This window comes from Geobacillus sp. FSL W8-0026 (assembly GCF_037966255.1).
GTDB classification, from domain to species: Bacteria; Bacillota; Bacilli; order Bacillales; family Anoxybacillaceae; genus Geobacillus; species Geobacillus icigianus.
In genome coordinates this window covers 44,041-58,542 of the sequence record NZ_CP150194.1, presented here as the reverse complement: position 1 = coordinate 58,542, position 14,502 = coordinate 44,041, and the positions used below count along the sequence as shown (strand labels likewise).

The following is a 14,502-nucleotide window of genomic DNA, read 5'->3' as shown; positions in this document are numbered from 1 at the left end:
CAAAAGACGTAACCGAAGCGGTTACGTCTGTCATTCTTCCGGCGTTGTCTCTCTTCCTTCCTCAGCATCAGGACGCCCCGGCTCTTGCTGTTCGCCGCTGTGAATTTCTTCTTCCTGCTGCGGCGGCAAAATCGTGGCGATCACTTCGGAAGGTTCATGGTTAATTTCAAATTGGCCGTTCGTTTGCACGTCGCCAACGGTGATGGTATCGCCGACTTGCAGCCCGGAAATGTCGACTTCAATCGCTGGCGGAATGTTAGCGGGCAAGACGCGGATGGACAGCTCATGCAAGTTTTGCTGGAGCACACCGCCATCTTTGACGCCAGGCGCCTCGCCGATTAAACGCACTTCAACGTCAATATCCACCTCAGTCGATAAGTCGACGGCTTGAAAATCGGCATGGAGCAGCTCGCCGCGCAGCGGATCGCGCTGCATCTCGCGCAGCAGCACCGAGTAATCTTGGCCGCCGACTTTCAGCGTCAGCAGGCTTGTGCGTCCGCCTTCGCGAAGCACTTTTTCCAGCTCAGCGGCGCTGACTGCGATCATTTTGTTTTCGACTTTCTTGCCGTACAAAACGGCCGGAATGCCTCCTTGCGAACGAATACGGCGCAATGTCGAACGTTTTTTGTCTGTGCGTTCTTTCGCTTCCAACACGATCGTCATGTTTCCTCACCTTCCTGAATTAGAATCTATTGATTACTTTATCCTAAAACAAGAAGGGATAAACATGTTTTCGTTGTCAGTCGAACAGGACGCTGACAGACTTCATTTGATAGACGCGCGTGATCGCTTCGGCAATGAGCGGCGCCACCGACAGCTCTACAATTTTATCAATTTTCTTCTCTTCTGGCAAGGCGATTGAATTGGTGACGACGAGCTCTTTAATTTTGGAATTTTGAATGCGCTCAATCGCCGGGCCGGACAACACCGGATGGGTGCAACAGGCGTACACTTCCTTTGCTCCGTGTTCCGCAAGAGCGTTGGCGCCCAACGTAATCGTGCCGGCCGTATCGATGATGTCGTCGATCAAAATGGCCGTTTTCCCCGCCACCTGCCCGACGATGTTCATCACTTCCGCCACGTTCGGCCTCGGCCGGCGCTTGTCGATGATGGCAATCGGCGCCTTCAAGCGATCAGCCAGCTTCCGCGCCCGTGTCACACCGCCATGATCCGGCGAAACGACGACGATATCTTCCAGTTGCTTGCTTTTGAAATAATCGGCTAAAATCGGCACACCCATCAGATGATCGATCGGGATATCGAAAAATCCTTGAATTTGCGGAGCGTGCAAATCAAGCGTAATGACGCGCGACGCTCCTGCCGTCTCGAGCAAATTGGCGATCAGCTTGGCCGTGATCGGTTCGCGCGAACGCGCTTTCCGGTCTTGGCGCGCATAACCGTAATACGGCATCACAATGTTGATCGTACGGGCCGAGGCGCGTTTGAGCGCATCGATCATGATGAGCAGCTCCATTAAATGCTCATTGACCGGTACACTCGTTGATTGAATCACAAATACATCATCGCCGCGGATGCTTTCTTCGATATTAATTTGAATTTCCCCATCGCTAAAGCGGGAAACGGAGCATTTGCCAAGCTCCATTCCCATGACTTCAGCGATTTCTTGGGCGAGTTTCATGTTGGAGTTCAGGGCGAACAACTTTAATTGGTGCTGGCAGTCAGACATGATAAACCTCCATCACGATTTTTTCTTGCCTGGCAGACGGTCGGCATAGTTTTCCTTATTGACCTGCCGCGCCCGGGCAATGGCGAGCGCACGGCCGGGAACATCGTCGGTGACCGTCGATCCAGCGGCGACGTAAGCACCTCGGCCGACGGTAACCGGCGCGATCAAATTCACGTTGCAACCGATAAACGCCCCATCTTCAATTTTCGTGAGGTGCTTGTTGACCCCATCGTAGTTGACGGTAATCGAACCGCAGCCAAGATTCACCTCAGCGCCGACTTCGGCATCGCCGATATAGCTTAAATGCGACGCTTTGCTTCCTTTACCGAATGTCGATTTTTTCACTTCGACAAAATTGCCGATTCGCACGTCATCATCGATTTTGGACAGCGGACGGATATGGGCGAACGGACCGATCGTGACATCGGAGCCGATTTCGCTGTCATGAGCGACGGAATGACGAATCGAGGTGCGATGACCGATCATACAGCGGCTGATTTCCGAATAAGGGCCGATGACACAATCTTCGCCGATCACGGTTTCGCCTTCGATCACGGTGCCAGGGTAAATGACCGTATCGCGCCCAATCACTGCATCAGCGGAAATGTACGTAGCATCCGGATCAACGATGGTCACTCCGTTTTGCATGTGGTGGCGGCAGATGCGGCGGCGCATGAGCCGCTCCGCTTCAGCAAGAGCGATGCGGTCGTTGACGCCGATCGTTTCCTCAAACGACGGCGCCTGATAGGCGGACACTACGCCGCCGTTCGCTTTGATAATCTCAATCACATCGGTTAAGTAATATTCCCCTTGAGCATTGTCATTGGTCACGTTTGTAAGCGCTTGAAACAACGTTTGGTTATCAAAGCAATACGTTCCGGTGTTAATCTCACAAATGCTCTTTTCTGCTTCGCTCGCATCTTTATGTTCGACAATTTTTTCGACATGGCCGGCTTTATTGCGGACAATGCGGCCATATCCAGTCGGATTTTCGGCGATGGCCGTTAACACCGTCGCCTTCGCCTCGGCGTTGACGTGATGTTGGATCAACGCTTCCATCGTTTCGGCGGTAATGAGCGGCGTATCCCCGCAAACCACGATCGTGATCCCCTCAAGGCCGCGCAAGTGCGCAGCCGCTTGCATCACCGCGTGCGCTGTTCCCAGCTGCTCTTCCTGCAAGGCATATTCACACTGGGAGCCAAGCTGTTCTTTCACTTGCTCCGCTCCAAATCCGACGACGACAACCGTTTTTTCCACCCCAAGTTTGGAGACTTGGTCTACTACATGCTGAACCATTGGCTTGCCGCAAACGGGATGAAGCACTTTATACTGCTTTGATTTCATCCGCGTTCCTTGTCCGGCCGCCAAAACGACCGCATATCGATTCATGTGAAAGGCCTCCAATTACCCTTTTATCCATAATTGAATATATATGAATCGGCCTCACTTTTCAAGGAAACAATGCGGTTGCCAAAAAAATAGAGAGCTTGGTGAATTTCACCTCAGCTCCCTCTCATATGTTTACGAAGCGCCCGCTTCTTCAAGTTCTTCTTCCATCTTCCCGAGGCGGTGGTATTCAGCAAGAATCGCCTCTTGGATTTTTCCGCGCGTAGCGGAATTGATCGGATGTGCGATATCGCGGAACTCCCCATCCGGAGTGCGCTTGCTCGGCATGGCAACGAACAGCCCATTGTTTCCGTCAATCACGCGGATGTCATGGACGACAAATTCATTGTCCAACGTGATGGAAGCGATCGCTTTCATCCGACCTTCGGTATTGACGCGGCGTAATCTTACGTCTGTCACTTCCATATCTGCTCACCACCTTTTCCCGATATGAGACTCGGTGTATTAAATTCCACGCATCCGAGCCTTTTCCTGCTTTTTCGAAAAATTTTTTATAAAATTTTCACAGGGAAAAAGTGGTGACCATTTCGTTAGCGAACAAGGGCGACGACTTCAATTTCAACAAGGGCGTCTTTCGGCAGACGAGCGACTTCCACGCACGAACGCGCCGGTTTGTGATTCGGGAAGTATTGGCTGTAAACTTCGTTCATGGCCGCAAAATCGTCCATGCTTTTCAAAAATACGGTTGTCTTGACAACGGTATCGAGCGACGCGCCCGCTGCCTCGAGAACGGCTTTCAAGTTTTGAAACACTTGATGCGTCTGCGCTTGAATATCGCCTTTTACCATTTCACCTTCCGGGGTAAGCGGGATTTGCCCTGAGCTGTAAAACATATTGTTAACGATGATGCCTTGCGAATAAGGGCCAATCGCTTGTGGCGCTTTTGTCGTTTCGACTTTTTTCATCGTTTGTTCCCCTTTCTTGTTTTGGATGATAAGATCGATCAAACAAAGGATTTGTAGTTGCCTTCTTTGACGGCGATGCGCTTTTCCTTCACATCCACCTCGGACAATTTGACGAGCGAAATGTACTCGTCCACCAACCGCTCCTTTGCCTCTTCCGATTCGACGAGCACACCGATGCCGGACACATTTCCGCGAAACTCCTGCAACAAGCTGATCATGCCGTTGATGGTGCCTCCGGCCTTCATAAAGTCGTCGATGATGAGCACGTTCGCCCCCTCCGCCAAACTCCGCTTCGACAAAACCATCGTTTGGATGCGTTTGGACGAACCGGATACATAGTTGATGCTCACCATCGGTCCTTCCGTTGCTTTATTATCATGGCGGACGATGACAACAGGCACGTACAAAAAATGGGCGACGGCGTAGGCGAGCGGAATGCCGTTGGTGGCGATCGTCATGACGACATCTACCGGACGGTCGGCGAAAATCGATGCATAAAGGCGGCCGATTTTATTCATAATCCTTGGGTCGCCAAGAATGTCCGTCATATACAAGTATCCCCCGGGGAGGAGCCGATCTGGGCGCGACAACTGCCCGCATAAATAGGCAACCACCTCGTCCGCTTCCTCGGCGGCCATTTTCGGAATATACTGTACCCCGCCAGCGGCGCCGGGCAGCGTCCGGACCGTTCCGACTCCCTGCTGCTCGAACGTCTGTTTAATGATCGTTAAATCTTCACTGATCGATGATTTGGCCGATTCGTATCGCTCCGCAAAAAACGTCAGCGGAATGAGCTGATGGGGCCGTTCAAGAAGATAATGCGTCATATCCACTAAACGGCCGCTTCGCCTTAGCTTCATAGCCGACCTCCCGAAACCGAATATTATAAATACATTTTAACAAAAATGTACGTTTTTAATCAAGGGAATGCCGTTCACCGAGCAGTCTTACGGCAAATACTTGATCGCAAAAGCCGCGCAACGCGTTGTATACACGCTGCATTCTGGAATCGTGTTCAATCAGGCCGAACACCGTTGGCCCGCTTCCGCTCATCAACACGGCATCGGCGCCAAAGCGCTTCATTTGCTCTTTAATATGCGCGACTTCCGGATATTTTTTTAATGTCACTTCTTCAAGGACATTGCCGACCGATCGGCAAATCGCCGCGTAATCTTGCCGCTTAATCGCCTCCACCATCGCGTCGACATCCGGATGAACGACATGCTCAAGCTCTAGGTTTCGATACACTTCCGCCGTTGACACGCCGATCGGAGGCTTGGCCAATACGACCCAGCACGGCGGCGGAGACGGAATCGGGGTGATGATTTCCCCGCGTCCTGTCGCCACAGCTGTTCCACCGTAAACACAAAAAGCGACATCCGAGCCGATGGTTGCCCCAAGCTCCGCCAGTTCGCGCGTCGTCAGCCCGAGCCTCCAAAGCTTATTCAGCCCGCGCAACGTCGCGGCAGCGTCGCTGCTCCCCCCAGCTAAACCGGCCGCGACCGGAATATGTTTTGTAATCGAAATGGCCACGCCTTCGCGAATCGAAAACGTCTCCTTCAGAAGTTTAGCCGCTTGATACGCCAAGTTGCGGCAATCATCCGGCACAAAACGGTTTTGGGAAACGATGCGAATGACATCTTCCCCGGGCAGCGGAATGAGCTCGATGCGATCGGCCAAATCGATCGTCGTCATCACCATTTTCACTTCATGATAGCCGTCCGGCCGTTTATATAGAACATCAAGCGATAAATTGATTTTCGCCGGCGCCTTGATCGACAATCCCACTCCATCTTCACCTACTTCCACGCGCATTCACCAATGGACGTCAACCCTCTGCGAGCCGCGCCCGCCCCGACTTTTTCCGTCAATCCATTTTACCATATTACCACGTCTTGACGATGCCGCCAAATCATAATTTATGTATGCAAAAAAAGGGCGCCCCTTTGATTGGGGACACCCCCGCCGCAGCATGCCGCCGATGCTATTCCGTTTTTCCAGCCAGCTGACGTTCCGCCCGTTCAATTGCCAATTTCACCATGTTTCCTGCGTCTTTCGCACGGATGGCGCCCCATCCTTCGCGCTGCACGACATCATAAAAGCCTAGCTCTTTCGCCAGCTCTTCCTTTAAGCGTTGCGACATCACTCCACGGCGTCGACCCAATGTCAGCAACCCCTTTCTCCGTTCAGTGGCGCAATGGCACGAAATGTTTCGCAATCCTCAGGCAAACTCGCCAGCTGATTTCCTACGGCTGAGAAAAAGACGGCTTTCTGCGGCAGTTTTAGTATGAAAAGAAGAGGGGCGCTTTATGTCTGGCAATGGCAGGGGGACCTGCTGCGCTTCAACAGCGTCAACGTGGCAGCGTCGCCCATTCGTTCGTTGTGATTTCGTGTCAATGAAGCGAATGGTTTTTCCCCCGCCTTCTAAGAGGGCGGTGATGTAAGGGGAAATACTGCTCTTCGACAGTGTTTCCCAAACCGAAAAACGTGGCAGCGTCATCATTTCATTCGTTGTGATTTCTCCCCGATCGAACGCAGCCTTCTAGGCCGAACCGCGCTTTTTCCGCGGCAAAACAAAAAGCAGCAAACAAATGTTGTCTACTGCCCCCCTGCTTGCTCGTCATCCCAAAACGTCAACTTGACTGTCTCTGTCAATACATCAGCGTAACTAAACGAGACCCGTTCAAACGAGTTTTCTTTTTGATCCAGTTCAATGACAAATACCGATGGGTATGTTTCCGCCAAAATGCCGCAACGCTCAATCATTTTTCTGCGTCCGCCGTTGGCCCGCAGCGTCAACCGTTTCCCGATATTAGAATCCAGCGTTTTTTTAATATCGGATAAAGTTTTTGGCATTCGTCATCCACCTCACTGGTTGCAATTATAACAAAATTGGTCCTGAAAGTCAAAAAATAATGATTATATCAGTGTATTTTTGTTTCTGTCAATGCATATTTTTCTACAATATCCTTCTTTTTATGTACCTCATGGAACTTTTTTGTAAAAAAATGCGACAAAAGATAGAAAAAACCGCCCATCAACCGTGGCGGTTTTCCTCGCGATTCGCAATAAGGCGAAACGGCATGCCGGTGCGAAGAACGCCTTTCGTTTCAACACCTCCCAGCCCCTTCTCCCCGGTCAACGTGTTGCGAAGCACATCCCATACATCGACGGTCTCTGTAAACGGAGTCAAACTAAGCCGTGAAACAATATAGACCGGATCAAGGGCGTGAATGTTCACCCTTGCCGGCGAACTGGCGAAATTGGCACCAGCCCGGATGAGTGACTCAAAGTGGGACTGGCAGGCTCCGGCAAAAATAATCAGCTGGTCCAAGTGGGGAATTTTTTTGCGCGCTTCTTTGACGGTTTGCACAAAATGGCGCGAGTGGCGGTAGGCTTTTAAATCGTTTACGCCTCCTTTTGTTTTCGAATATGAATCATGGCCGGTGATGACCAAAATATCCGGGCGAAACTGCTCAATCAGATGGCCCACCGCCTCCGGCATTTCGCTCTCCTCGCAGTAAACGCCATGCACCGGCACCCCAATCCGCTCGTATAAATCTAAACATTTGCGCAAATATAACGGGTCACCGTCCAAATGGAGAACGCGCCCTGGAATTTGAAAAAAATCTTTCTCCACCCGATATCCACCCGTGGCCCGATACTCCACTTTTTGCTTCATCGCTTGATAGTCTTGGCGAAACAAACGGTAAGACTGTTCAATCCATTCCCGTTCCCGTTTTTTGCGTTCTTGCTGCTCCCGCTCGTCGATCACAACGAGATCGCTGCACGGCGCGTCAGCAACAAGGCGGACATCTTCGCCATACAAAATCGCTTCTCGTTCGCCGTTTTTTTCTTTAATGTCGATGACCCGAAACAATACATCGCATTGATAAGACTTGCGCGCAACAATATCGCCGATTTGAATGACGTCCATCCCCGCTCACTCCAATGCATGATCGTTGTCATCCATACGATATGCAAGGACGGACAATAGGTGATAGCCGCGCACTTCTATCGGGCGCCAGCCTAACGGCACCCAACGAAGGCAAGGGCAAAACGATGGGCGGGCCCAAATCGGGAACGAACTGCTTTTAGAAGGCTGATGATTGAATCGCGCAACCGCTTCTCCGAATCGTTTCTCAAGTAAAAAAACTTGTTGCCTCAACCTCTATGTTCGCGCGCCCCATCATCGATCAAAGCAAACAGCGGTTTTTCACCAACCTTTTAGGCAAAAAGGGGCGCCAGTTCGTTGCTCAATGAGGCGAACTCCGCCATGTCGAGCGTTTCGCCCCGGCGGCGCGGGTCAATGCCTGCAGCGACAAGCGCCTGTTCAATGAGCCCTTTTTTCTCTTTCCCACCCGGCAAATTGTTCACTAAATTGTTGAACAACGTTTTGCGGCGTTGGGCGAAGCTGGCCCGCACCACTTGAAAAAACGTCTCTTCGTCGGAGACGTCAACAGGAGGGGCAGACCGCTTCGTCAGGCGGATGACGGCGGAATCGACGTTCGGCTGCGGCATAAAAACCGTGCGCGGCACCGTCATCACAACTTCCGCCTCGGTGTAATACTGCACGGCAATCGTCAGCGAACCGTAATCTTTCGTTCCTGGCTTGGCGGCAAGCCGGTCAGCGACTTCCTTTTGCATCATCAAAACCATGCCGCGGATCGGCAGCCGTTCGCTGAGCAACTTCATGAGAATCGGCGTCGTCACATAATATGGCAAGTTGGCGACGACCATTCGATCGCTGACATCGGCCAATTGTTCCGCGATCACCGCGTGCAAATCCGCCTTCAGCACATCTTGATGAATGATGCGCACATTTTGATAAGGGGACAACGTGTCGGCCAAAATCGGCAATAAGCGGCCATCAATTTCAAAGGCAATCACTTTTTTCGCCCGCCGCGCCAACTGTTCGGTGAGCGCCCCGATGCCCGGCCCGATTTCAATGGCGCCCGTGTCGCTGGAAACGCCAGCCGCATCGACAATCTTTCGCAAAATGTTTGCGTCAATCAAGAAGTTTTGCCCGAGACTCTTTTTCAGCGAAACGCGATACCGCTCCAAAATCGCTTTTGTTCGCCCCGGTGTGGCAATATCTTTATGCATCGCCTGCCTCCTCCTGTATGACTTGTGCCAGCGCGTCATAGAAAGCGGCCCGGGAAATGCGAAACACTCGGAGCCGCTTATGAAACTGCCGACCGTTCGCATAGCCGATTTTCAGCTCCTCCCCAAGACGCTGCCGACGCCGGCGTGCCATATTGCCGCCGACCAATCCCGCTTCGACCAGTTCAGTGAACGTAATTTCTTCTTTCCAATCCGCTGCTTCCTCATACACGTTGGCCAGCGCCCGCCGGATATCGTCAGGGGACGCGTGTTCCACCCCTATCCCTTTCCCGTTTTTCGCTTTCGCCGCCTCGCGCGGCAAAAACGCGTGCTTGCACCCCGGCACCTGCTCGGCAATCGTGCGGCGAATTTTTTCACCCGGGAAATCGGGATCGGTAAAAATAATCACGCCGCGGCGTTCTTTCGCCAGCCTGATCCGCTCAATCACGTCCGCACCGATGGCCGCCCCATTGGTTTCAATCGTATCGGCGTCAACGGCGCGCCGAATGGCCGCCGTATCATCTTTTCCTTCTACGACAATCACTTCTTTCACTTTCATCATAATCATGGCAGAAACGACGGAATAAGGTTCATCACCACAACGCACCAGCCTTCTAGAAGGGCGGCGAAAAACCGCTGTCACACGCGAATCGGCGGTATGTTCATTTAGAAAAGAAAACTGATTCTGCAATGTTTCTCTAATTGAGAAACAAATGGAATCAGTGCGTTTTGCACTAACTCACCGGCCTTCTAGATTCGGCGTAAGGGCGGATGATGTGTCCTTGCGGATGCCCAGATCGATCGTTGGTGAAAAACCTTGGAATAAGAGCTTTTTCCTATTTCTGCACGGCCTCCTTTCCGGTAAAATAAGCAATAGAATGCGCCGCTGCTTGTTCTTCCTTGATGTTTATTTTTTCAATTCCATCGAAACTTTTTTCCACATCAACCGTCTAATTCATTAGAAGCAGCAAGGCGCGCGGCGTCTTGGCACAATGCCATTATAACGAAAAAAAGCAGAGGGGAAAAACCCCTCCGCTGTGCCCCAGCCCGTCTTATGGCAATACCCGTATTTTCACGCGTTTTCTGCCCCAACGAAACGCATCCGACCGATCCGGGAAAAACACATCGATTTTGTATCCACGGATGCCAGAACCGGTGTCAGCGGCAATGGCGTATCCGTATCCTTCCACGTATACTTTCGACCCGAGGGGGATGATGGACGGGTCGACTGCAATCACTTTGGCGGAAGGATTTTGTCGCAGGTTGACGCCTGTGCTTGTGATGCCTGAACATCCTTCGCAATAGGCGGTATAGGCGGTGGCGGTGACGTAAAACTCCTTCGCAGCGGTATCATCCGCGCCGCGCGAGGATGGCCGGTCGGATAACGTCCACCGTGGGGGCATGGCTTTCGTGCCGATGGCGATGATGCGCGCCTTGCTTTCTTTTACCGTTCTGGCAGCAACCAGCCGGCGCGCCGTTTCCTTTCCATTTTCCAACGTTACCTCGTACGTTTTTTGCACTTTGCCTTCCTCCCCAAGTGCAATGACGCGCCGCTCTCCTTTTGGCAGCGAATCGTCCCGCTTTGTCACCACGGCAAAATCAATCGGCTCTTCCACTACATCGGTGACTTTTTTGACCCGAACAATGCGAATGGTCATTGGCTCTCTGACCGTTTCCTGCAAGGAGGGTTCGATGCGATCGAGTTGCCCTAGCTGAATTCCTTGCTGCTTCAAAAAGTCAGCGACCGTAGTCGAAGTGGTCCATGCCTGCTGCTGTTTGCCGCCGACATCAATGCGGACGGGGAACGCTTTTTCAACGCCGATCTTCATGCCTTTTTTAATTTTGGCTGAGAGCGACGGCGTAATTTTGTCATGCGGACCGACCGTCACGTGCTGCAAACGGAGCAGCTCCGCGACCGTATCGGCCGTCGTCCAAATCGTTTTCTTTTCCCCATTGACCGCCAACGTTACTTCCTTGCTCGCTTCCCAAATAATGTGCAAATCGTCAGTGATCGGTGTATCGAGCGATGGATAAACGTAATCCTCCTTGCGCGGTTCAATGTGCTGCTCAGCAAGCAGCTCCTTCACCGTTTGCGCATGCGTGCGAATCTCCCGCTTTTCCCCATTGGCGGTCAGTGCCACATCATCTTTGGCCATCTCATAGCTGGCCACTCCTGTTGTCGCGGAGATGGCGAGAAATCCTCCCGCTGTGACCGTCACGTTTTTCCTCCATAAGTCCAGCCATTTCCTCCCGTTCGGCAACATCAGACGAAACGCCTCCTTTTCCTCCTGAAATTCCCCTCTCCCTCTAACATGTACGCGCGAGCATACTCTATTATGCAGAAAATTCAGTGAAAAAGGAAGGAAGACTTGTCGACACGCCGTTGTTCCATCTTGGCTGAATATGTCGAACGGATTCCTTTTTCCTTCTTTTTTGACAAGCCTCCCCAACATTCGATGCCTTATTTTATCGGTCTATGGCGAACAATTTTTTGGCATTTTCCGCCGTTGTTTCTGCTACTTCGTCAAAGGAAACACCTTTGATTTCGGCGATGGCTTCGGCGACGTATTTGACATAGCTCGGCTCATTCCGTTTGCCGCGGAAAGGGTGAGGCGTTAAATATGGGCAATCGGTCTCGATCAGCAAATGGCTGAGCGGGATTTCCTTTGCCACTTCCTTCGGTTTTTTCGCGTTTTTAAACGTGACCGGTCCGCCAAGGGAAATGAGAAAATTCATGTCCAAGCACCGCTTCGCCACTTCAACGCTGCCGCTGAAACAGTGCATGATCCCGCCGACTTCGGCGGCGTTTTCCTCCTGCAAAATATCTAAAATATCCGCTGTCGCTTCGCGGTTATGGATGATGATCGGCAATTTCACTCTTTTGGCCAGACGAATTTGCCGGCGAAACACATCCTTCTGCACGTCTTTCGGCGAGCGATCCCAATGGTAATCGAGCCCCATCTCGCCGAGCGCCACCACTTTCGGATGGGCCGCCAGCTGTTCAATCATCTGCAAATCGTCATCCGTCATATCGATCGCATCCACCGGGTGCCAGCCGACCGCCGCGTAAATAAACGAATGCTGTTCAGCCAGCTCGATCGCTCGGGCAATCGTCGGCCGGTCAAACCCAACGACGACGATATGGGAAACCCCTTCAGCGCGGGCGCGTTCGATGACTTGTTCGACATCTTCCTTGTACTGGACCGCATTCAAATGGGCATGCGTGTCAAAAAGCATACGATGACCCTCTTTTCCACTTTGATGTTAAGTGTAGCATAGAAATTGGTTACATACGTCACAATTCATTAACATTTCCATTACAAAACAACGACAAGGAGGTGTCAGGCGCGACACCCCCCAGCCATCACTTTATTTTCGTTCCGTTTGGAACATGGCGGTCAACCGTCGCCAAGGAAAACTCCGCGCCGCTGCCGCCGGCCAAAATCATTCCTTCCGACCATTCGCCGCGCAGTTTGGCCGGTTTTAAATTAGCGACACAAATGACCTTTTTACCGACGAGTTCTTCTGGCTTGTAAAATTCCGCGATGCCGGAGATCACTTGCCGTTTCTCACCGCCAAGATCCAGCTCGAGCTTCAGCAGCTTGTCGGCGTTTTTCATCCGTTCGGCGCGCACGACTTCGGCCACGCGCAAGTCGACTTTGGCAAACTCATCGATGGAAATTTCAGCGGTCTCAGCGGTTGGCGTTTCCGCTTTGGCCGGTTCACCGGCCGGTTTGCCGCCTTGCATATGCGCCTTAATGTACTCGACTTCCGCCTCAATGTCCAAGCGCGGGAAGAGCGGCTCACCTTTTTGCACCTTCGTTCCTTCCGGGATGAGGCCGAAATCGTACAGGCTGTCCCATTCTTTCAATGAACGGTCATGGATGCCAAGCTGAGCAAGCAGACGCTCCGGCGTGCGCGTCAAAAACGGTTGCAACAAAACGGCCGTATGGCGGAGCGACTCCGCGAGGTGAGCCATGACGGAAGCGAGCTCTTCCCGTTTGCTTTCATCTTTGGCCAATGCCCACGGTTGCGTTTCATCAATGTATTTGTTCGTGCGACCGATCAGCTGCCAAACGCAAGCAAGAGCCACCGAAAACTCCATCCGCTCCATCGCCTCTTCATATTGTCGAACCACCTCACGCGCCGTTTGCGTCAGCTCTTCGTCAAACGGCGTCTTCGGCCCGCGGTACGGCGGAATGGTCCCGGCGAAATATTTTTCAATCATCGCGACAGTGCGATGCAATAAATTGCCTAGGTCATTGGCCAAATCGTAGTTGATGCGCTCAACGAATCCTTCCGGGGTGAATACACCGTCCGAACCGAACGGCACTTCCCGCAGCAAATAATAGCGGAGCGCATCGAGCCCATACCGGTCAATGAGCGTCACTGGGTCAACGACATTGCCTTTCGATTTCGACATTTTTCCGTCTTTCATGAGCAGCCAGCCATGGCCGAACACTTTTTTCGGCAGCGGCAAGCCGAGCGCCATCAACATAATCGGCCAATAAATCGTATGGAAACGAACGATCTCTTTGCCGACCAAATGAACATCGGCCGGCCAATATTTGCGGAACTTCTCGTCATCGTCCGTACCATAGCCAAGCGCGGTGATGTAGTTGGCGAGCGCATCGATCCAGACGTAAATCACATGCTTCGGATCGCCGGGCACTTGAATGCCCCAATCAAACGTTGTCCGCGACACAGCCAAATCTTCAAGCCCCGGCTTAATAAAGTTGTTGATCATCTCGTTTTTCCGCGACTCTGGCTGGATAAAGTCCGGATTTTCCTCGTAATATTGAAGCAAGCGGTCGACGTATTTGCTCATCCGGAAAAAGTACGACTGCTCTTTCACTTTTTCAACCGGACGGCCACAGTCCGGGCAGTTGCCGTCGACAAGCTGCCGCTCGGTGTAAAACGATTCGCACGGGGTGCAGTACCAGCCTTCATACTCGCCCAAATAAATATCGCCTTGTTCGACAAGGCGGGCAAAAATGGCTTCCACTACTTTTTTATGCCGCTCCTGCGTTGTCCGGATGAAATCGTCATAGGAAATATCAAGTTTTTTCCATAGCTCCTGAATGCCGGCGACGATTTCATCAACGTATTGCTGCGGCGTCACTCCTTTTTCCTCCGCCTTGCGCTGAATTTTTTGCCCGTGCTCATCGGTGCCGGTCAAATACATGACATCGTATCCGCGCATCCGCTTATAGCGCGCCATCGCGTCCCCCGCCACCGTCGTATACGCATGCCCGATATGCAAGCGATCGCTTGGGTAATAAATCGGCGTTGTCAAGTAAAACGTCTTTTTCTCCATCAACAGGCCCTCCCTCGTACTGTTGAGCACAAAAACCCCCGTCCGGCGACGGGAGCGGCGTTACTTCTATTTTACATAATTTT

At 52.1% G+C, this 14,502-nt stretch carries 15 protein-coding genes; all 15 read right to left on the bottom strand.

Annotated elements, in window-relative coordinates; genetic code table 11:
- Positions 1-30 precede the first annotated feature (30 nt).
- Positions 31-663, bottom strand: a complete 633-nt coding sequence (locus NST29_RS00280) for a 50S ribosomal protein L25/general stress protein Ctc (RefSeq protein ID WP_033842732.1) — start codon at positions 661-663, stop codon at positions 31-33.
- A gap of 76 nt (positions 664-739) precedes the next feature.
- Positions 740-1,687, bottom strand: coding sequence for a ribose-phosphate diphosphokinase (locus NST29_RS00275; RefSeq protein WP_033022384.1), 948 nt, complete (start codon positions 1,685-1,687; stop codon positions 740-742).
- A gap of 12 nt (positions 1,688-1,699) precedes the next feature.
- On the bottom strand, positions 1,700-3,076 hold the full coding sequence (glmU, locus tag NST29_RS00270; RefSeq protein ID WP_033842733.1) for a bifunctional UDP-N-acetylglucosamine diphosphorylase/glucosamine-1-phosphate N-acetyltransferase GlmU: 1,377 nt from the start codon (positions 3,074-3,076) through the stop codon (positions 1,700-1,702).
- Between the two features lie 132 nt (positions 3,077-3,208).
- Positions 3,209-3,499 carry a septation regulator SpoVG gene (spoVG, locus tag NST29_RS00265; RefSeq protein ID WP_033022394.1) on the bottom strand — a complete coding sequence of 97 codons (291 nt, stop codon included), beginning with the start codon at positions 3,497-3,499 and terminating at the stop codon, positions 3,209-3,211.
- A gap of 125 nt (positions 3,500-3,624) precedes the next feature.
- Positions 3,625-3,999 (bottom strand): RidA family protein, encoded by a 375-nt coding sequence (locus NST29_RS00260; protein WP_033842734.1) that lies wholly within the window; start codon positions 3,997-3,999, stop codon positions 3,625-3,627.
- Between the two features lie 38 nt (positions 4,000-4,037).
- On the bottom strand, positions 4,038-4,859 hold the full coding sequence (gene purR / locus NST29_RS00255; RefSeq protein ID WP_033842736.1) for a pur operon repressor: 822 nt from the start codon (positions 4,857-4,859) through the stop codon (positions 4,038-4,040).
- A gap of 55 nt (positions 4,860-4,914) precedes the next feature.
- Positions 4,915-5,787, bottom strand: a complete 873-nt coding sequence (gene ispE, locus NST29_RS00250) for a 4-(cytidine 5'-diphospho)-2-C-methyl-D-erythritol kinase (protein ID WP_033022404.1) — start codon at positions 5,785-5,787, stop codon at positions 4,915-4,917.
- Between the two features lie 196 nt (positions 5,788-5,983).
- On the bottom strand, positions 5,984-6,163 hold the full coding sequence (locus tag NST29_RS00245) for a small, acid-soluble spore protein, alpha/beta type (RefSeq protein ID WP_165570950.1): 180 nt from the start codon (positions 6,161-6,163) through the stop codon (positions 5,984-5,986).
- 434 nt (positions 6,164-6,597) lie between these two features.
- Complete coding sequence (locus tag NST29_RS00240) at positions 6,598-6,855, bottom strand: Veg family protein (protein WP_011229553.1); 258 nt, start codon at positions 6,853-6,855, stop codon at positions 6,598-6,600.
- A 181-nt stretch (positions 6,856-7,036) separates the two neighbouring features.
- Entirely contained in the window at positions 7,037-7,936 is a 900-nt protein-coding gene (gene yabG, locus NST29_RS00235; RefSeq protein WP_033022408.1) for a sporulation peptidase YabG, read from the bottom strand.
- Positions 7,937-8,226: 290 nt separating this feature from the next.
- A complete protein-coding gene (gene rsmA, locus NST29_RS00230) occupies positions 8,227-9,105 on the bottom strand; it encodes a 16S rRNA (adenine(1518)-N(6)/adenine(1519)-N(6))-dimethyltransferase RsmA (protein ID WP_033022410.1) in 879 nt (292 codons plus the stop codon).
- Positions 9,098-9,661, bottom strand: coding sequence for a ribonuclease M5 (gene rnmV, locus NST29_RS00225; RefSeq protein ID WP_033022423.1), 564 nt, complete (start codon positions 9,659-9,661; stop codon positions 9,098-9,100). Before rnmV ends, rsmA begins: the two co-directional genes overlap by 8 nt.
- A gap of 493 nt (positions 9,662-10,154) precedes the next feature.
- Positions 10,155-11,366 carry a G5 and 3D domain-containing protein gene (locus NST29_RS00220; RefSeq protein ID WP_033842738.1) on the bottom strand — a complete coding sequence of 404 codons (1,212 nt, stop codon included), beginning with the start codon at positions 11,364-11,366 and terminating at the stop codon, positions 10,155-10,157.
- Positions 11,367-11,568: 202 nt separating this feature from the next.
- Positions 11,569-12,339 (bottom strand): TatD family hydrolase, encoded by a 771-nt coding sequence (locus NST29_RS00215; protein WP_033842739.1) that lies wholly within the window; start codon positions 12,337-12,339, stop codon positions 11,569-11,571.
- Between the two features lie 127 nt (positions 12,340-12,466).
- Positions 12,467-14,419: a methionine--tRNA ligase gene (gene metG / locus NST29_RS00210; protein WP_033842740.1), complete on the bottom strand. Its 1,953-nt coding sequence runs from the start codon at positions 14,417-14,419 to the stop codon at positions 12,467-12,469.
- Positions 14,420-14,502: the final 83 nt, after the last annotated feature.

Bases quoted from the DNA above. Each gene is read 5' to 3' on its own strand.
- rnmV (WP_033022423.1), bottom strand. From the start codon at position 9,661: ATGAAAGTGAAAGAAGTGATTGTCGTAGAAGGAAAAGATGATACGGCG.
- NST29_RS00220 (WP_033842738.1), bottom strand. From the start codon at position 11,366: ATGTTGCCGAACGGGAGGAAATGGCTGGACTTATGGAGGAAAAACGTG.
- metG (WP_033842740.1), bottom strand. From the start codon at position 14,419: ATGGAGAAAAAGACGTTTTACTTGACAACGCCGATTTATTACCCAAGC.
- NST29_RS00275 (WP_033022384.1), bottom strand. From the start codon at position 1,687: ATGTCTGACTGCCAGCACCAATTAAAGTTGTTCGCCCTGAACTCCAAC.
- NST29_RS00280 (WP_033842732.1), bottom strand. From the start codon at position 663: ATGACGATCGTGTTGGAAGCGAAAGAACGCACAGACAAAAAACGTTCG.
- NST29_RS00240 (WP_011229553.1), bottom strand. From the start codon at position 6,855: ATGCCAAAAACTTTATCCGATATTAAAAAAACGCTGGATTCTAATATC.
- yabG (WP_033022408.1), bottom strand. From the start codon at position 7,936: ATGGACGTCATTCAAATCGGCGATATTGTTGCGCGCAAGTCTTATCAA.
- purR (WP_033842736.1), bottom strand. From the start codon at position 4,859: ATGAAGCTAAGGCGAAGCGGCCGTTTAGTGGATATGACGCATTATCTT.
- spoVG (WP_033022394.1), bottom strand. From the start codon at position 3,499: ATGGAAGTGACAGACGTAAGATTACGCCGCGTCAATACCGAAGGTCGG.
- glmU (WP_033842733.1), bottom strand. From the start codon at position 3,076: ATGAATCGATATGCGGTCGTTTTGGCGGCCGGACAAGGAACGCGGATG.
- rsmA (WP_033022410.1), bottom strand. From the start codon at position 9,105: ATGCATAAAGATATTGCCACACCGGGGCGAACAAAAGCGATTTTGGAG.
- NST29_RS00260 (WP_033842734.1), bottom strand. From the start codon at position 3,999: ATGAAAAAAGTCGAAACGACAAAAGCGCCACAAGCGATTGGCCCTTAT.
- NST29_RS00215 (WP_033842739.1), bottom strand. From the start codon at position 12,339: ATGCTTTTTGACACGCATGCCCATTTGAATGCGGTCCAGTACAAGGAA.